Origin of the sequence: Flavobacterium macrobrachii, from assembly GCF_014486675.1 — a bacterium.
In the GTDB taxonomy this organism is placed as follows: domain Bacteria; phylum Bacteroidota; class Bacteroidia; order Flavobacteriales; family Flavobacteriaceae; genus Flavobacterium; species Flavobacterium macrobrachii.
This window is the reverse complement of record NZ_JACTAC010000038.1, coordinates 14,186-33,060: the sequence shown is the minus strand read 5'-3', so window position 1 is coordinate 33,060 and position 18,875 is coordinate 14,186. Positions and strand designations below refer to the sequence as shown.

Sequence of the window (18,875 nt, the reverse complement as noted above, 5' to 3'; positions counted from 1 at the left end):
AAAATGCCAATTTTTATTAGTTAAAATTGTATCGAGAAGCAATAGCTACAGGCTATCTCAGTCTATTTTCTATCCTCTATTTTCTATCCTCCATTTTTCTAACTTCTAACTTCTAACTTCCAACTTCCAACTTCCAACTTCTAACTTCTAACTTCCAACTTCTAACTTCTAACTTTTCTCTCCCAATTACGGTTTCACGTAAAACAAACCCAATAACCTTTCCTAAGTTTGATTTCAAATTAAGAAACATGAAATTATACTATATCGAAACAAACCCAGAAAGCAACGGAAAACACCTAGTACACCTATCCGAGTGCATAAAAATCCCCAACTTCCTCAGCCGAAGATTCATTGGCTACTTTAACTCCTGCAAAGAAGCATTGATAGAATCCAGTAAAACCTACCCAAATGTAAACGGTTGCCCAGTGTGCCTTTCAGCATGTCATACTACAACCAATGAAATAAAAAAGTAAAAAAAGCACCCAATTGCGGTTTCCCGTAAAATAGGCTCAAACAACTTAACTAAGTTTGACTATTAATATAAAAATTAAAACCAATGAAAAAAATTACACCGCTTTTAGCACTAATGTTATTAGCATCTTGCAACACGGTCAAAACCTATTACCAAGTATACAAAACCCAATCCCAAACGGTTAAATCAGAAGGAAACACCATTGCATTTGAAGATGCCAATTGCAAAATAAACTACAACCTTTGGGCAGAAAGCGGCAATGCAGGATTTACATTCTACAACAAAACCACCGAAGTAATTTACCTGCAACTAGACCAAAGTTTCTATGTTATTAACGACAGAGCTTACGACTATTATCAAAACAGAATATTCATAGACACAAACCATCTCGCTACAAAAACCTCCAATACTGTAGGCTTTTCGCAACTAGGTTGGCTTTCATTAGCATCCTATTCTACCAATACATTATCCAGTAACAAGACCAGCGGAGTAGAAATCATCGAGGCCAAAGTAGTAGCAATACCTCCGAAAACCTCAAAAACAATCTCCGAATTTCAAATCAACCAAACGCTTTTTCGCGACTGCGATTTGCTTCGTTTTCCAACTTCAAGACAAACCAGCACAAAATCATTCACAGAACAAGCATCACCCATTCGGTTCTATAATACTATAACCTATACAAAAGGCGACAAAACAAACAAAGTCAACAACGATTTCTATGTTTCCGAAATAACCAACATTGGTTCAAAAGATGCTTTCAGCCAAGAAAGAAAAACGTTTTGCAACCAAAAAGGCGGCGGCATTCAAAACGTATTCAAAACAGCTGCACCCGATAAGTTTTATGTAACCTATACCAAAACACAACTCGACACCTGGAAATACTAAACAATATATTTGTGGTTGTTTGCATCAGGACAGTTACACATACGGCTGTTCTGGTTGCAAACAAATAAACTTAAAACAATGTAGATTAGTATAGCATTACAAGTAAAATTATAAAAAAAAACACCCAATTGCGGATTCTTGTAAACCACAACCATTCTTTTGCTTTACGTTTACAAAATATCCATAAAACTACGCAGCGATAGATTGTTATAATCATTTATTTTTGCTACGTTTACATACTTATAAAGCTTAATAAATACAATGTCAGACGAACAAAAGAAACTCCTCGAAACCCAATTATGGGCTATTGCAAACATACTCAGAGGTAAAATTTCAGCCAATCAATTCCAAGATTATATACTTGGTTTTATATTCTATAAATACCTTTCAGAAAAACTAGAAAAAAAAGCAAATGATTTTCTAAAAACCGACGGAATACTATTTAATGAAATTGACGAAAACACCAAAGAAGGCCACGAAATTCTCGAAGCACTAAAAGAAGCCACTGTTGATGCACTAGGTTATTTCCTAAAACCATCCGAACTATTCACAAATCTAGCTAAAAAGGGTAATGCAAAGGTTATAAATGAAGACGATGAAGAACAAATTCAAAGTACCTTCATTTTAGAAGATTTAGCCAATGTTTTAAACTCAATCGAAAAAAGTACAATGGGTTCAGAGAGCCAAGACGACTTTGATAATTTATTCTATGATATAGATTTAAACTCAACTAAGATTGGAAGAACTACAAAAGATAGAAACGATGTTATTGTAAAAATCTTAACAGCATTAGATGAAATTGATTTCGACTTAGACAATACCGATGGCGATGTATTAGGTGATGCTTACGAATATCTTATTGGTCAGTTTGCAGCAGGAGCAGGACAAAAAGCAGGAGAATTTTACACACCACAACAAGTATCTTCTATCTTGGCCAAAATTGTAACTACCAGAAAAAGCAAGTTAAAATCAGTATATGACCCAACGTGTGGGAGTGGTTCGCTGTTGCTTCGAGTAGCTAGAGAAGTTGAAGAAGTTGGGCATTTTTACGGACAAGAACAAAACCGAACAACTTACAACTTAGCTCGAATGAATATGATTTTGCACGATGTAAATTATCATAAATTCGATATTAAAAACGAAGACACTTTAGAAAAACCGCAACATTTAGATTTTAAGTTTGATGCTATTGTAGCAAATCCACCATTTTCTGCTAAATGGTCTGCAAATCCTTTATTTTCAAATGATGATAGATTTTCACAATACGGTAGATTAGCACCAGGAACAAAAGCAGATTTTGCTTTCATTCAACATATGGTACACCAATTAGATGATAACGGAATTATGGCTTGTATTGCTCCTCACGGAGTTTTATTTCGTGGTGCAGCAGAAGGACATATTCGTAAATATTTAATTGAAGATAGAAACTACATTGATGCAATTATTGGTTTGCCTTCAAACTTATTTTATGGCACAAGTATTCCAACGTGCATTTTAGTTTTAAAGAAATGTAAAGAAACTCCAGAGAATATTTTATTTATTGATGCTAGTAATGATTTTGAAAAAGTAAAAAATCAAAATGTATTAAGAGAACAAGACATTGATAAAATTATTAAAACATATCAAAATAGAGAAGTAATTGAAAAATATTCAAACCTTGCAACACTTGAAGAAATAAAAGCAAACGATTATAATTTAAACATTCCTCGTTATGTAAATACGTTTGAAGAAGCAATAGAAATCAATATCGACACTATTGCCGATAAATTACAAGCAATAGATACAAAAATGACAACAGTTGACAATACCATTGCCTCATTTTGTAAAGAGCTAAATATTAAAACACCTTTTTAATATGGAAATACTTCAACCAAAATTAAGATTTCCAGAGTTTAAAGAAAATTGGGAAATTGAAGCTTTAGAGGAATACATTGATTTATTTTCAGGCATTGCTTTAAAAAGTGAAGAAATAAGTGAAGACAACAACGGTACGCCTATTTTGAGGGGAATAAATATAACAGAGGGTTCGATAAGGCATACTAAAGAAATTGACAGGTATTATCTAGGAAATGTTGACAAACTTCAAAAGTATTTTGTTAAAGAAGATGATTTAGTACTTGGAATGGACGGCTCGAAAGTTGGAAAAAACGTAGCATTGATAAAAAAAGATGATGAGAACGCAATATTAATTCAAAGGGTTGCAAGATTAAGATCTAATAGCAAATCAAACATTAGATATATATATCAACAAGTATTTTCTAAAAAATTTCACGATTATGTAGATATTGTAAATACTAGTTCAGGAATACCGCACATCAGCTCACAACAAATTAAAGATTTTAAAATTGGTTTTCCGTCACTCGAAGAACAAACCAAAATAGCCAATTTCCTTTCTTCAGTTGATGAAAAACTAAATCTATTAAAAGAAAAGAAAACACTTCTAGAAGACTACAAAAAAGGCATTATGCAAAAAATCTTCAACCAAGAAATAAGGTTCAAAGATGATAATGGTAATGATTTTGAAGATTGGGAAGAAGTTAAATTATCTGATTTTGCGGAGGTAAATAAAGGAAATCAATTAAATAAAGATGATTTAAATGATTTTGAGACTTACCCTTGTATTAGTGGAGGTATTGAACCTTCAGGTTACACAAACAAATATAATCGTGAAGAAAATACAATTATTATTAGTGAAGGAGGTAATTCTTGTGGTTATGTAAATTTTGTTAAAACAAAGTTTTGGTGTGGTGGTCATTGTTATTCAATAGATTTATTGAATAATTTTTCTAAAACTTTTGTGTATCAATTACTAAAATTTTATCAGGATGAAATTATGAGATTAAGAGTAGGTTCTGGTTTACCAAATATTCAAAAGAAAGATTTGAAAAATTTAATTGTCAATCTACCAAGTTCATTGGGAGAACAAACCAAAATCACAAATTTCCTTTCAGCAATTGATGGAAAAATAGAATTAGTTTCAAATCAAATACAAGACACCCAAGAATATAAAAAAGGGTTATTACAACAAATGTTTGTTTAAATGGCAAATGAAATAAAAAAATATTATTTATTTATAGATGAAAGCGGAGATCACGGTCTAGTTAATTTAGACCCTGATTTCCCAGTTTTTTTACTTTGTGGCCTTTTAATGTCTGATGACAATTATGAAACAACTAGAAACAATATAAATGTTTTAAAAAGAAAATTTTGGGCAAATAAAGAAGTTATTCTTCATTCTCGCGATATTAGAAAATGCAATAAGGAATTTCAAATTTTATTTGATAATGAAATTAAGCAACAATTTTATTTAGATTTAAACGCTATAATTAAAGATAGTAAATATAGAATTTTAGCATCTGCAATAAATAAAGTTAAATACATCAAAATGTATGGCAAATTGTCAAATGATGTTTATGAATTAGCATTGTCTTTTATTATTGAAAGAGCAATCTTTTGTTTGGATGAAGTAACAAACACTGAAAAACTACTTGAAATAGTTATTGAAAAAAGAGGTAAAAAAGAAGATAAGAAATTAGAAGAACATTTTCAAAGATTATTGTCCAGAGGAACAGGTTATGTGTCGGCTGAAAGATTAAAAGAAGTTAGAATAAAAATTGTATTTAAAGATAAAAAGGAAAATATCAATGGTTTGCAATTAACCGATTTAGTGGCTTATCCTATTGCGAGATACGTTATTGAACCTAAAAGAGCAAACCCTGCATTTGATGTATTATGCAATAAGATTTATCATAAAAATGGCTTGAGATATGGACTTAAAAGATTTCCTTAAAAAATAAAAGCCAAACTTTCGTCTGGCTACTATTCGACCGGGGACACCCCAATCCTTATATCTTGAATAAGAAATTCAATATTTTATGGTGCAAATATACAAATAAAACCATACACTTATAAACATTTTTGTGTATTTATTAACAAAATAAAACAATGACATCACAATCAGAATTAATATTAGAACAAAACTTAATCAGTCAATTAACAGCTAATGGATATGATAAAGTAACTATTAAAGATGAAACCGATTTATTGGCTAATCTTAAAAAACAATTAGAAAAACACAACAACAAAGTTTTTTCTGATAGTGATTTCAAGCAAATAATAAACCACCTTTCAAAGTCAAATAACATCTTTGAAAAAGCTTTATTACTTCGTGATAAATTTGCATTCAAGAATGATAAAAATGAGTTAGTTTATGTTGAGTTCATCAATATGGATTTTTGGTGTCAAAACGAATACCAAGTAACTAATCAAATAACAGTTGAAGGTTCATATAAAAATCGTTATGATGTAACTATATTAATCAATGGTTTGCCATTAGTTCAAATAGAATTAAAGAAAACCGGCATAGAGTTAAAAGAAGCCTACAATCAAATTAACCGTTATCAAAAACATTCCTTTTCGTCTAATACAGGATTATTCAATTTCGTTCAATTATTTGTTATTAGCAATGGAGTAAACACAAAATACTTCAGCAACTTTGGTAATAAAAAACCAGACTTCAAACAAACATTCTATTGGACAGACGACAACAACAAACGTATTTCTAAATTAGAAGATTTCGCTAATACTTTCCTTGAAAAATGTCATTTGTCTAAAATGATAACCAAGTATATAGTATTACACGATACCGATAAAATGCTAATGGTTTTAAGACCTTATCAGTTCTTTGCAGTAGAAAGAATTATTGATAAAGTAAAAAATAGTAATCATAACGGTTATATATGGCATACAACGGGATCGGGAAAAACTTTAACATCATTCAAAGCAAGTCAAATACTTTCACAATTACCAAAAGTAGATAAAGTAGTTTTCTGTGTAGATAGACAAGATTTAGATTACCAAACAGCTAAAGAGTTCAACGCTTTTAAACCTGATTGTGTTGATACTACAAATAATACAAAGTCATTAGTAAATCAATTTAATGATGCAAATAATAAGCTAATTGTAACTACCATTCAAAAGTTATATAATGCCATTACCAAAGAGCATCATTTAAAAACAATGGATAATCTAAAAGATAAAAAGATTGTCTTTATTTTCGATGAATGCCATCGTTCTCAATTTGGAGATACACATAAAAAAATCACACAGTATTTCAAAAACTATCAAATGTTTGGTTTCACAGGAACACCAATATTTGTAGAAAATGCACTTTCAAAAAACAAAGAAAACCAAACCACAGCCAGTCTATTCGGCAACCGTTTGCACCAATACGTAATAACAGATGCCATCAAAGACGAAAACGTATTGCGCTTTTCAGTCGAATACGTCGGTCGATACAAAGAAAAAAATTCCCAAAACGAAATAGATACCGAGGTCGAAGCCATAGACTCAAAAGAGCTAATGGAAAGCAAAGACCGCATAGAAAAAATAGCCAACTATGTTATCCAACAACATCCATTAAAAACGCACAACAAAGAGTTCACAGCAATGTTTTGCGTCAGTAGTGTGGAAGTGCTAATTAAATACTACGACACATTCCTAAAACTAAAAGAACAAGGAAAACACAACCTCAATATTGCAACAATCTTCAGCTTCGGAGCCAATGACGACATGATAAGCGACACCGATAACTATGACGAAAGAGACTTCAACACCGTGGCAGAACCAGAGGACAACTCCTATCACAAAAGAGACAAACTAGAATCCTATATCGAAATCTATAACAAAAAATACAACACAAACTATTCAACCAAAGACAGCATACTATTCTATAACTACTACAAAGACATCGCCAAGCGAGTTCGCGACAAACAAATAGACATACTTTTCGTAGTCAATATGTTCCTAACAGGTTTTGATTCTAAAACATTGAATACATTATATGTCGATAAAAATTTAAGACACCACGGATTAATCCAAGCCTATTCCAGAACCAACAGAATACTAGGCGAAAAAAAATCACAAGGAAACATCATTGTCTTCAGAAACCTCAAAAAAGCAACAGACGATGCAATAGCGTTATTTTCAAACAAAGAAGCAAAGGAAATAATCATAATGCAACCTTATGATAAATACGTAAAAGACATCAACGAAGCCTACCAAAAACTAATCAATATAGTACCAACATTCGAATCAGTAGATAGTTTATATTCAGAAGACGAAGAACTAGAATTTATAATAGCATTTAGACATTTAATCCGTTTAAAAAATGTGATTTCATCCTATGTAGATTTTACTTATGATGATATAGATTTAAACGAACAAGAATTTAATAATTACAAATCGAAATATTTAGAATTATACGATAAAAACAATAACATAAAAAACAAAACATCCATTATAAATGAAGTAGATTTCGAACTAGAATTAATCCATCGCGATGACATCACAGTAAGCTATATATTAGCATTATTAGCCAATCTAAAAGCAACAACCAACGAAGAAAAAGAAAGAAAACAAAAAGAAATACTCGATTTAGTAGCAGGCGAATCAAAACTACGTAGCAAAAGAGAACTCATAGAAAAATTCATCATCGAAAACCTGCCACTAATCCAACCCGAAAACATCGAAGAAGATTATAACACCTACATGAATGAAGAAAAACAAAAAGCATTCAATAAATTCGTCGAAGAAGAAAAACTCAACAGCGATAAACTAAAAAAACTAACCGAAGATTATTTATTTTCACAAAGAACACCAACAAAACAAGAAGTAGTAGACATACTCGAAAACCAACCATCAATTATGCAAAGAGCAAAAGTAGGCGATACAATCCTAAGTAAATTCATGAATTTTATAAATACCTTTTTCAATGATTAAAAGACAGAACGTAGGGCTTTCGCAAAAGAAAGTTGCTTTGACAAGTCTTTAAACTAAACATCTAGAGTATTTAAGTTTTGTTTTGTCTAAATAGTAGTTGGGATTAGGTGCTAGTATTAACAAACAGATAAATGTAAATTATACAATAAAAAATAACCATGTGCATAGTTTCTAAAAACATTAAGTTTTGTACTTGTAAATCTACTTCAATAGAGCAATTGAATCATTATTGGCTTTTGCACAGGAGAAATAAAGATAAAAACGAAATCATAATTGGAGAAGTAATGCTACCATCTTTCGCTACTAATGATGAGCAAAATCTACAAACATTAGAAATACGATTAAATGAGTTAGATGCTTTTGATTTTGAAACTGCCTTCAAGAATAAAGACATTTTGGAAATTGTTTTGCATAATAAAGATGCTTCAAAACGGAGGATGTATGCATTTGAACATAAAAAAAGTAAATGGGTAAAAAAAAAAATCGATTACTTTTATACCAGTGGTCATTGCGATACTATTCAATTCGGTAAATTGAAAAAAATATTTTCACCTCAATAGTTACCATCTCCGCTACCGCGTGAAACCACTTGCGTAGAAATCCCTTCACCAGCTCTTCGAAGTCTCCCGAATTCGTAGCAACAAATACCTAACCGAAACCGATAAATGAATAAAACAAAGTAATAAAACTCAACCATGAAAGAAGATAAAAAACCATACCGCGACGAATTAACAGAAAAAATGCACTCCGAGTTCGAAATCTCAGAAGAACAAGAGCGCAAAATAAGAGTATGGATGGCTCGAGAAGCCATGAAAGAATTTAATCGTTCAATCGAGTATGTTTGCAAAATGTATAATCTAAAAGAAGAAGATTTTAAAAATGTCGAACATATTTAGTACTTCGTAATTCATTGTTTCTTTTGTCATTCTGAGGAACGAAGAATCACACACACTAATCACAGAAAAAACGTGAAAGACAAGTGTGATGTTTCCTGCGTCAACATGACAAAAAGAGAGAATAGAAAATAAAAACCATAGATAATATAATGATTGAACATTACGAAGGACATTTTTCATTTTATGTATACATAATCACCAATAAACATAGGTCAACTTACTATATCGGAATGACTAATGATCTAGGCAGACGTTTAACAGAACACAAAGAAAATATAGAAAAAGGAATTAAAACATTTGCCTCAAAATACAATCTTAAATTTTTAGTTTACTATGAAAAGTTTACTTGGGTGCAACTAGCTATTGAAAGAGAAAAAGAGTTAAAAGGTTGGAAGAGAGACAAAAAATTAGAATTGATTCGCTCCTTTAATGAGAATTTTGAATTTTTAAATCATCGTTTCGTTTGATTTTGTCATTCTGAGGAACGAAGAATCACACTCACTAATCACCAGTTCTGCGAAGTCTCCAGACTTCGTAGCAACAAAAAAACAAATCGAAAGAGCCAATCCCTACAGGGATGCTATTTCGGTAAGGATGTATTTTAATCCATCCCAAAAAAATTTGTGAAAATTTGTGTAATTTGTGGCAAAAAATAACAACCATTAAGCACTGCAAAGTCCAAAAATTAATGAACCAAATAAAAATAAAACTATAAATGGGTTGTGATATTTCTATATTAAGTCGTCATAATTTAAACATCACTAATGTTGAAACACTCGCCATTGATTTATCAAATAGATTAGGGTTTTCTATAGAATATGGTTACTATAACATTGAGATTTTCAGCACACTACTCGAAAATGATTTAAAAGAAGATTTCATTTCATTGGGTTACATCGAAAAAAAACCATTCACAAAAAAATACCGCTTAGTGGATGAAATGTTTCAAAAAAAACAACTCCATCAAAAATATGGTGATGCCGTTTTCAACAAGAAAGAATATTGGTTTTGGTATGATTTTGAAAGATATAATGATGAAATGCCTAGTACTGAAAAAATTGAACAAGAAAAAAAGGAACTTAAAATTGCTCAATATAATTTATATAATGATTCAACAACAGAAGAATACAGCTATATGTATATCCATGACGAACTGGTTTCGAATGATTTGCATTATTATACAAGATGGTGGACATTCTGTAAAACAATACAAACCCGAGAGTATATAGAGGAAGACAATTATCAAAATTTTAGAAAATCCGTTATGTTAGACACACTAGCACTAGGTGGAGACAAAGCCTATTTTGTAAACGACCAAAGCAACCAACTAGAAGGCGTAGGACAAGGAGAAGAAATGTATTATACCTATAAAGAACTCGAAGAATTTATACAAACAAGAGAAAATCTAGAACTAGTTTCAATTTCTAAAACTTTTTTAGACGAGAAATACCAAGAAGAAGTTAGCAACAAACAAGAAGATACACTTGCTTTTTTTGATGATTTTGAAGATTTGAAAAAGCAATAATAACAGAGAGTAAATAGATTAACCAAATCCACCTCGTCACTTCGAGTGTTTTTGGCTAACAACAAACCAACCCGCAAAAGAAGAAAACGCCCAAGCCAAAAATGTATCGAGAAGCTACAAATAACCTTATAACCTCATAACCTTATAACCTCATAAACGTATAACCAAATCCCCAAATAACCCTAAACCCCAAAAACAACAACCCAAAACCCACCAAACAATCCCGTCAGAGATGCTATTTCGGTGAGGATGTACTTTAGTGCATCTCGCTAACCAAAACCCAACATTCCATCCTTCGTCTCTTCGAGTGTTTTTGGCTAACAATAAACTATCAAACGAAAAGCAAATCTCCCAAGCCAAAAATGTATCGAGAAGCTACAAATAACCTCATAACCTCATAAATGTATAACCAAATCCCCAAATAACCCTAAACCCCAAAAACAACAACCCAAAACCCACCAACCAATCCCGTCAGAGATGATATTTCGGTAAGGATGTACTTTAGTGCATCCCACTAACCAAAACCCAACATTCCATCCACCGTCACTTCGAGTGTTTTTGGCTAACAACAAACCAACCATCAAAAAAAACAAATCCCCAAGCCAAAAATGTATCGAGAAGCTACAAATAACCTTATAACCTCATAACCTTATAACCTCATAAACGTATAACCAAACCCTCCAACCAATCCCGTCAGAGATGATATTTCGGTAAGGATGTACTTTAGTGCATCCCACTAACCAAGACCTAACAGGTTTTGGAAACCTGTTAGGTCTAATAAAACCCAACATCACAAGACAATCCAAAACTTCCCAAACTCCCAATCCCGTCAGGGATGATATTTCGGTAAGGATGTACTTTAGTGCATCCCGCTAACCATCAAACAAAAAACCAAATCCCCAAATAACCCTAAACCCCAACAACCAACAACCCAAAACCATTTTGTTCATGAAAACCATAAAAAGCACCATTAACATCCTGCAAATACCGGTAGTGCAAAACCGCTATCTTAAAACCACTGGCATCATTCGGTACAGTAGCAGCCAAAGGAACAGCCTGAGGAGCACCATTTTTTGGCACACGTACAGCGTCACTCCTAAAAAGAGAAGCTTTCATCTGTTCTAAATCCAAAACAACAACACCAAGTTGCAACTCCAAATGAGTAGCACTAGCTAGAAACTTCAAGCTTTTCGGAGCAAAATCACTAAAAGTGTAAGTCGTACTAGCAGCATCATAAAAACCAGTATCAGTAGGCAAACAAAAAGAAGTAAAACAAAAACCAGAAATCAAAGCTTTACCATCAGCCTGTTGCAAACCCAAACCAACTTTCCGTTGACCACGTCCAGAGACCAAATCAGCATTTTTAATACCAATAAATAATTTCATTAATCTACCTTGTAACTCCTCATTGCGTTGCTTACCCAAAAAAGGAAACAAACTGTCTTTAAATAATTTTTTAACCCGAGAACAATGACCAAACTCACTATTATTTTCCCTAACACGTTCCATGGTAGCACTATTTTTAATCGCTTTGCCCGTAAATCCACCACCTGCTTTTCGAGCAACAGGCTTACCCTTGCGCATATAAAAATTAACCCCATCAATAGTGCCAACCAACGGTATAATACCAACTTGCTTTGCCATAACACAACGTTTAAAATAAACAATAATCAAAGATACTAAATATATATGTCGTCTATATAACCTATTTATATAAACTATATAACGTGTAAAATTACAGTAAAACTAATACCAAACAAAAGAAAAACAGTGAATAATTAATGTAAATTAGAAACCAAAATGCCATTAAGAAGAATGAAATCCATACTAACCCTACTACTGCTACTCCTAATTTCGGTTACCACAGCCCAAGTTAAAATCCTAACCTGGAATGTAGAAAACCTAGGCAATTCAAAATCCGACAACACCATCCAATACATAGCTTCGGTACTAAAACACTATGATGTGGTAGCACTACAAGAAGTAGTAGCTGGCCATGGTGGCGCACAAGCCGTAGCCAAACTAGCCGACGAACTCAACCGAACCGGCAACAAATGGGATTATGCCGTGAGTAACCCAACTGAGAGTTCCAGCTACAAAACCGAGCGCTATGCCTTCCTGTGGAAAACCGCCAAAGTAAAACGAATAGGCAAGGCTTGGCTCGAAAACAACTACCAACTTCAAATAGACCGCGAACCCTATTTAGCCACGTTTGAATACAACAAAAAACAGTTCACGCTAGTCAATTTTCACGCCATCACCAAAAGCAAACAACCCGAAACCGAAATCAAATACTTCAAGTTCCTTCCAGAAACCTATCCCAGTTTGAACCTGATTTTCTTAGGCGATTTCAATTGTCCACAGTCGCACACCGTATTCAATCCATTAAAGAAAATGGGCTATCTTCCAGTATTCACAAACCAAAAAACATCGCTCAAAAAATCGTGTGTTGAAGACAAATGCCTTTCCAACGAGTTCGATAACATTTGGTATCCTACCAATAGAGTAGAAGCTACAAAACCAACAGCCATACTATTCTACAAAGACTTCAATGATTTTAATTCAGCAAGAGAAATCACCGATCACATTCCGCTAGCGGTAACCCTACAACTAAAATAAAACAACAGTATGAAACCAAAACAACTCCTTTCATTTTCAGTACTAGCAATCGTGCTATCACTGCTAGGACTATCCTGCAAACAAAAAGAACAACAACCAAGCAACTTTACACCCGAAAACTCTAAAAACCTTACCCAAGAAGAAAAACAAACCCTACACACCGATACAACCCATAAATACGAATACAGAACAGGAACCAGCGGCAACTACGATGTTTCAGGTTTTGACACCAAAGGCAAAGAAGTATCGGGCAGTGTATATATGGAAGACAAACAGGGCGCAGGAATACTAACCATTTCTGGCGGAGAAGAAATAGAGGTAGCAGTAGAATGGACAGGCAATGGCGAACTACTAGCAACCGACAATCAAGGAAATCTGTACGAACTAACAGTAGATTAAAAAAGGGCATAGCTCTATAAACAGCAATCCCATTCCAATAAAAAAAAACTGTCTTACTTACAGGTGCAATTAGTATTCATAGCAATAAATAGCAAGTCTAAATATTCATAAGAAAAAATCTGTGCTAATCTGTGCAAACCGTGGCAAAAAAACCAAATCACAAACCAACACAGCAATAAACTACTCTAAAATCCTAATATTTTTTTATGATTTGTTTGTTTGCTAAATCGTTTTCTATAAAGTACCTTTGCAAAGATTTCGAAATATCGAGACAAAAAAAGAAAAAAACAAAGCATTGAACGCTACCGTCAAACCCTTTTCACTAAAAACAATCACCACTGATTTTAAAGAAATCACCAAAGCAGGATTAGCTGTAAGTGTGGTGTTCTCCTCAATAGCAGGATACCTTTTAGGATTTGATGAAAATAACCCCTTCAGCTGGACAACCCTAATCATCCTAACCGTTGGTGGATATTGCATGGTCGGTGCCTCGAATGCCTACAACCAAGTAATAGAAAAAGACCTCGATGCCAAAATGGACAGAACCAAAAACCGTCCAGTCGCATCAGGAAGAATGTCACCCAATCATGCACTCTTTGTAGCAAGCCTTTTAACCATAATTGGATTAGTATTATTATACACCATCAATCCAAAATCAGCCATGTTTGGCGCAATTTCTATTTTTCTATACACCAGTATTTACACACCTTTAAAAACCTATACGCCTCTTTCAGTATTTGTCGGAGCCTTTCCAGGAGCAATTCCCTTCATGTTAGGTTGGGTAGCCGCTACTGGCGAATTTGGTATAGAAGCAGGAACCCTATTTCTAATTCAATTCTTCTGGCAGTTTCCCCATTTTTGGGCAATAGGTTGGTTTCTTTATGAAGATTACGAAAAAGCAGGATTTTTTATGCTCCCAACAGGAAAAAAAGACAATTCAACAGCGCTTCAAACCGTGCTTTATTCCTTTTGGTTACTAGTAGCATCATTATTACCAGCATTTGGATACACAGGAAAACTTTTTCTTTCGCCAATTGCAGCAGGTTTAGTATTTTTGCTCGGAGTTTGGATGATATTCTATGCCATCAAACTCTATCAAATAAGAACAGCAAAAGCAGCACGAACATTAATGCTAGTTAGTGTTTCCTATATCAGTCTTTTGCAAATAGTATATATAGTAGATAAATTTTTAAGACAATAAGTATGACAATGACCGCCGAAGAACATAAAGCAAGATCATCAAGATCATACAAACTGATTTTGTTGTTTGCTATGTTAAGCATGACTATGATGTTTGCTGGCTTAACCAGTGCCTTTGTAGTAAGTAAATCTCGTGGAGATTGGTTGCAAAATTTCCAAATGCCGAGCGCATTCTATTTTAGCACCTTGGTAATAATCTTATGCAGCATCAACTTTGTTTTTGTTAAGAAAGCAATAAAAAAAGACGATAGAAAAACAACAACAACTCTACTGTTAACCATTTTAGCACTAGGACTACTGTTTGTTTACCTACAATTTCAAGGTTTCGCCGAAGTGAAAAATGCAGGATATTATTTCACCGGTCCAGGAAGTAATGTTACTACAACTTTTCTATACGTTGTAGCAGCAGCCCACCTTGTACACCTATTTGGAGGAATTATTTCACTTTTAATCATAATTTATAATCATTTTAAACAAAAATACAATTCAAGTCAATTGCTTGGAATTGAGCTTGGTGCAATGTATTGGCACTTTCTCGATTTCTTGTGGATTTATTTGTTTTTATTTTTATATTTCTTTAAATAAGAAAAAAAATCTAAATTTGGGAACTTTTTAACGAATTAACTTTTATGGGAGCGACAGTTACTACTGCAAATACTACTGGAAACACTTGGGGTGGAGGAAATGAGCCAATGGGAGCAAGTTATGGTAAAATGATGATGTGGTTTTTTATCGTATCAGATGCTTTAACATTCTCTGGATTCCTTGCCGCTTACGGTTTCTCTAGGTTTAAATTTATTGATACTTGGCCAATTGCCGATGAAGTGTTTACTCACTTTCCATTTTTACACGGTGTTGATGCACCAATGTATTATGTAGCTTTAATGACCTTTATTTTGATCTTTTCGTCAGTAACAATGGTATTAGCCGTTGATGCAGGTCATCAAATGAAACAGAAAAAAGTAGCATTCTACATGCTGTTAACCATCGTTGGAGGTTTAATCTTCGTAGGTTCACAAGCTTGGGAATGGAAAAATTTCATCAAAGGAGAGTTTGGTGCTGTAGAAACTAAAGGTGGAAGCATTCTTCAATTTGTTGACAAAGAAGGTAAAAGAGTAAAACTTGCCGACTTTGCTGCAACACTACAAGAAGATAGAACACAACACAAAGCAAGCAACGGTATTTGGTTTGAAAGCGAACCAGCTTTACCAACCTATTCAGTTGCAGAAGTGCAAGCAGGTTTCAAAGCACATCCTGATTTATTAATCAGAACAGAAGCTATCTACAGAGGTACAGACGCTGAGAAAAAAGACGCTAAACTTCATCCAGAACTAAATAAAGAAAAACACAAAACAGTTCTAACTCGTGCAGAATCGGAAGCAATGTTAGCAAACGGAGCTTTAGTAGTAGAAGGTGCAAACCTTAAACACAACGAGTACGGAAGTAAACTATTCGCTGATTTCTTCTTCTTTATTACTGGTTTCCATGGTTTCCACGTATTCTCAGGAGTTATCATTAATATTATTATTTTCTTAAATGTTCTACTAGGAACATACGAAAAAAGAAGAAGCTACGAAATGGTTGAAAAAGTTGGTCTTTATTGGCACTTTGTAGATTTAGTTTGGGTATTCGTATTTACATTCTTCTATTTAGTTTAATCTTGAATTTATAACCTATTATGGCACACGATAATCACGCACACGAATCACACACTAAAAAGATATGGATTGTTTTTGGAATCCTTTCTATAGTAACGATAGTTGAAGTTTATTTAGGAATCATCAAACCAGCATCTTTGGTAATGAACGATTTTCTTGGAATGAACTTATTAAACTGGATATTTATTATTCTAACACTATACAAAGCCTACAAAATTACTTGGGCTTTCATGCACATGGACGGCGAAAAAGCAAGTCTAAGATGGGCAGTTGTTGGAACAACAGTATTCTTAGTCTTATATTTAATATTTATACTTTTGGTAGAAGGAAATTACGTTTATGAAGTCTTTAGAGACTCAACTATTAAATGGAATTTTTAACACTATATTAATTCAAAAAAAGTCCCGATGTTAATCGGGACTTTTTTATTTTTGTATTCGACAAATTAGTCACTCAAGCCATGAAAAAAAAAGCAGTCCTAATTATTCTATTTATACTTCCTTTAGTAGTATACCTTTTCTTTGCTACAGGAGTAAACAGCTTTATTAAACTTCCAACGCTTACCGAAAAAATAGCGGATGTTAATCCAAATTGGAAATCACTAAACGGAGAAAAGGTAACACTTAATGATAAGATAACCATTCTAGGATTTTCTGGAGAAAACATCATGGAAAACAGAGGTAATTTTTTTCTCTTAAACCAAAAGATTTACAATCGAAATAAAGAATTCAAAGACTTTCAAATCGTTTTCATTTCGCCCGATGGAACTCAAGATAAAGTAAAAAGTATTTTGGAACGATTAGACAAATTAACGGATACCAAAGGCTATCATTTTGTATTTGCTAAACCCGAAGAAATCAAAGAGTTTTTCAAGACAATGAAATTAGTGGGTCAACTTAATGATAATTTTGGTTCACCCAATGTCTATATCATCGATAAACAAAGAAACCTTCGTGGAAGAAAAGGCAAAAGCGTTCAAGGAAAACCAGAATATCGCGAAGGGTACAACGTTCAATCTTCGGCAGAACTCCACAACGAAATGACCGACGATTTAAAAATAATTCTAGCCGAATACCGTTTAGCACTAAAAAAGAATAACAGAAAAGATGCTTTTCGTGACAAAATAACCAAAGAAGTAGAAACAAAGATTCAGGAAAATGAAAAATAAATCATATATCGGAATTTCATTAGTAGTTCTAGTTTTTGGAATTATTTTTATTCCAAAAATTATCAATAGAATAACAAACGGAACCGTTGTACAAGGCAATCGAATTGACGGAGTTTCCAATCATAAAAATAAAGAAGTTGAAACAGGTTTAGTAAAAATTGGTCCTGCGCCAAAGTTTGAATTAACCAATCAAGACGGAAAAACAATTTCTAATAAAAACTATGACGGAAAAGTATATGTTGTCGAGTTTTTCTTTTCAACCTGTCCAACCATTTGTCCAATCATGAATAAAAACATGATTACCATCCAAAATGAGTTTTTTGGTAACCCAAATTTTGGTATTGCTTCCATAACCATTAATCCCGAAAATGATACAGCAGCAGTATTAAAAAAACACGCCGAAGAATTAGGCGTTAAATCAACCAATTGGCACTTTTTAACGGGCGATCAAAAATACATATACGAAATAGCCAACAAAGGTTTCAATCTTTATGCTGGCCAAAATAAGAATGCTAATGGCGGTTTTGAACATTCTGGATTGTTTGCTTTGATTGATAAAGAAGGAAACATTCGCTGTAGAAAAGACCAATTTGGAAACCCAATCTTGTACTACGACGGATTGGAAGCTAAAGGAGTAAAAGCAATTATTGAAGACATAAAAATATTGATAAATGAATAATCAAAATAATAATTTAGAAGGAAAATTCAAATCGGGAATAGTTGTTGTTTCTATACTAATTCCTGTTGTTGTTGCTATTTTATTTAGTGTTAAACTAAAAGATTTTGGTATTGAGGTTGAACCGTTATCATTTTTACCACCAATTTATGCAGGAATTAACGCATTAACTGCAATTCTTCTGGTAATTGGAGTTATAGCCATTAAAAACGGTAATCGTGAAAAACATCAAAAACTAATGACAGCAGCAATTGGTTGTTCAGTTGCATTTCTTGTCATGTATGTTGCCTATCATTTAACCGCTGATTCTGCAAAATATGGTGATGTTAACCACGATGGAACTGTTAGCGAAATAGAACTAGCCGAAGCTGGAATTATGCGACTGATTTATTTCTTCATTCTAATTACGCATATTTTATTATCTATTATCATCATTCCATTAGTATTGTTTACTTATGTTAGAGCTTTAGCGGAGCGTTTTGATAGACATAAAAAAATAGCTAAAATCACATTCCCAATTTGGTTATACGTTGCTATAACTGGAGTAATTGTTTACATCATGATTTCGCCTTATTATGCAAACTAAGTCAAAAATCA

Annotated in this window: 20 protein-coding genes; 18 read left to right on the top strand and 2 right to left on the bottom strand. The window is 33.2% G+C overall.

The annotated features are described in order from the left end of the window. Nucleotides 1-112: 112 nt before the first annotated feature. On the bottom strand, nucleotides 113-238 hold the full coding sequence (locus tag IAI56_RS16355; RefSeq protein WP_262896766.1) for a hypothetical protein: 126 nt from the start codon (nucleotides 236-238) through the stop codon (nucleotides 113-115). Between the two features lie 318 nt (nucleotides 239-556). Between IAI56_RS16355 and IAI56_RS09600 the strand changes: the two genes are divergently transcribed. The 9 genes from IAI56_RS09600 to IAI56_RS09560 all read left to right on the top strand — a co-directional run bounded on the left by IAI56_RS09600 (nucleotide 557) and on the right by IAI56_RS09560 (nucleotide 10,558). Then, nucleotides 557-1,357: a hypothetical protein gene (locus tag IAI56_RS09600; RefSeq protein WP_187657666.1), complete on the top strand. Its 801-nt coding sequence runs from the start codon at nucleotides 557-559 to the stop codon at nucleotides 1,355-1,357. A gap of 261 nt (nucleotides 1,358-1,618) precedes the next feature. Next, nucleotides 1,619-3,211, top strand: coding sequence for a type I restriction-modification system subunit M (locus IAI56_RS09595; RefSeq protein WP_187657665.1), 1,593 nt, complete (start codon nucleotides 1,619-1,621; stop codon nucleotides 3,209-3,211). A gap of 1 nt (nucleotide 3,212) precedes the next feature. After that, a complete protein-coding gene (locus IAI56_RS09590; protein WP_187657664.1) occupies nucleotides 3,213-4,397 on the top strand; it encodes a restriction endonuclease subunit S in 1,185 nt (394 codons plus the stop codon). Further along, nucleotides 4,398-5,147, top strand: coding sequence for a DUF3800 domain-containing protein (locus tag IAI56_RS09585; protein WP_187657663.1), 750 nt, complete (start codon nucleotides 4,398-4,400; stop codon nucleotides 5,145-5,147). It abuts the gene before it with no gap. Nucleotides 5,148-5,302: 155 nt separating this feature from the next. Next, on the top strand, nucleotides 5,303-8,137 hold the full coding sequence (locus IAI56_RS09580) for a type I restriction endonuclease subunit R (RefSeq protein ID WP_187657662.1): 2,835 nt from the start codon (nucleotides 5,303-5,305) through the stop codon (nucleotides 8,135-8,137). A gap of 158 nt (nucleotides 8,138-8,295) precedes the next feature. Further along, nucleotides 8,296-8,697, top strand: a complete 402-nt coding sequence (locus IAI56_RS09575) for a hypothetical protein (protein ID WP_187657661.1) — start codon at nucleotides 8,296-8,298, stop codon at nucleotides 8,695-8,697. Between the two features lie 135 nt (nucleotides 8,698-8,832). Next, nucleotides 8,833-9,033 (top strand): hypothetical protein, encoded by a 201-nt coding sequence (locus tag IAI56_RS09570; RefSeq protein WP_187657660.1) that lies wholly within the window; start codon nucleotides 8,833-8,835, stop codon nucleotides 9,031-9,033. A 149-nt stretch (nucleotides 9,034-9,182) separates the two neighbouring features. After that, a complete protein-coding gene (locus IAI56_RS09565) occupies nucleotides 9,183-9,500 on the top strand; it encodes a GIY-YIG nuclease family protein (protein ID WP_187657659.1) in 318 nt (105 codons plus the stop codon). Nucleotides 9,501-9,748: 248 nt separating this feature from the next. Continuing rightward, on the top strand, nucleotides 9,749-10,558 hold the full coding sequence (locus IAI56_RS09560; RefSeq protein WP_187657658.1) for a hypothetical protein: 810 nt from the start codon (nucleotides 9,749-9,751) through the stop codon (nucleotides 10,556-10,558). A gap of 909 nt (nucleotides 10,559-11,467) precedes the next feature. Here IAI56_RS09560 and IAI56_RS09555 read toward each other — a convergent pair. Next, nucleotides 11,468-12,202, bottom strand: coding sequence for a hypothetical protein (locus IAI56_RS09555; protein ID WP_187657657.1), 735 nt, complete (start codon nucleotides 12,200-12,202; stop codon nucleotides 11,468-11,470). A gap of 171 nt (nucleotides 12,203-12,373) precedes the next feature. Here IAI56_RS09555 and IAI56_RS09550 point away from each other — a divergent pair, with 171 nt between their 5' ends. The 9 genes from IAI56_RS09550 to IAI56_RS09510 all read left to right on the top strand — a co-directional run bounded on the left by IAI56_RS09550 (nucleotide 12,374) and on the right by IAI56_RS09510 (nucleotide 18,864). After that, nucleotides 12,374-13,177, top strand: a complete 804-nt coding sequence (locus IAI56_RS09550; protein ID WP_187657656.1) for an endonuclease/exonuclease/phosphatase family protein — start codon at nucleotides 12,374-12,376, stop codon at nucleotides 13,175-13,177. A 9-nt stretch (nucleotides 13,178-13,186) separates the two neighbouring features. Continuing rightward, nucleotides 13,187-13,576 (top strand): hypothetical protein, encoded by a 390-nt coding sequence (locus tag IAI56_RS09545; protein ID WP_187657655.1) that lies wholly within the window; start codon nucleotides 13,187-13,189, stop codon nucleotides 13,574-13,576. Between the two features lie 295 nt (nucleotides 13,577-13,871). Next, entirely contained in the window at nucleotides 13,872-14,777 is a 906-nt protein-coding gene (cyoE, locus tag IAI56_RS09540) for a heme o synthase (protein WP_187657654.1), read from the top strand. Between the two features lie 2 nt (nucleotides 14,778-14,779). Then, nucleotides 14,780-15,361 carry a cytochrome c oxidase subunit 3 gene (locus IAI56_RS09535; protein WP_187657653.1) on the top strand — a complete coding sequence of 194 codons (582 nt, stop codon included), beginning with the start codon at nucleotides 14,780-14,782 and terminating at the stop codon, nucleotides 15,359-15,361. Nucleotides 15,362-15,405: 44 nt separating this feature from the next. Then, nucleotides 15,406-16,434: a cytochrome c oxidase subunit 3 gene (locus IAI56_RS09530; protein WP_187657652.1), complete on the top strand. Its 1,029-nt coding sequence runs from the start codon at nucleotides 15,406-15,408 to the stop codon at nucleotides 16,432-16,434. Nucleotides 16,435-16,454: 20 nt separating this feature from the next. Beyond that, complete coding sequence (locus IAI56_RS09525) at nucleotides 16,455-16,814, top strand: cytochrome C oxidase subunit IV family protein (protein ID WP_187657651.1); 360 nt, start codon at nucleotides 16,455-16,457, stop codon at nucleotides 16,812-16,814. A gap of 80 nt (nucleotides 16,815-16,894) precedes the next feature. Beyond that, on the top strand, nucleotides 16,895-17,602 hold the full coding sequence (locus tag IAI56_RS09520; protein WP_187657650.1) for a thioredoxin domain-containing protein: 708 nt from the start codon (nucleotides 16,895-16,897) through the stop codon (nucleotides 17,600-17,602). Then, nucleotides 17,592-18,281, top strand: a complete 690-nt coding sequence (locus IAI56_RS09515; protein WP_187657649.1) for an SCO family protein — start codon at nucleotides 17,592-17,594, stop codon at nucleotides 18,279-18,281. Before IAI56_RS09520 ends, IAI56_RS09515 begins: the two co-directional genes overlap by 11 nt. Then, nucleotides 18,274-18,864: a DUF420 domain-containing protein gene (locus IAI56_RS09510; RefSeq protein WP_187657648.1), complete on the top strand. Its 591-nt coding sequence runs from the start codon at nucleotides 18,274-18,276 to the stop codon at nucleotides 18,862-18,864. The genes IAI56_RS09515 and IAI56_RS09510 overlap by 8 nt, the downstream gene beginning before the upstream one ends. Nucleotides 18,865-18,875: the final 11 nt, after the last annotated feature.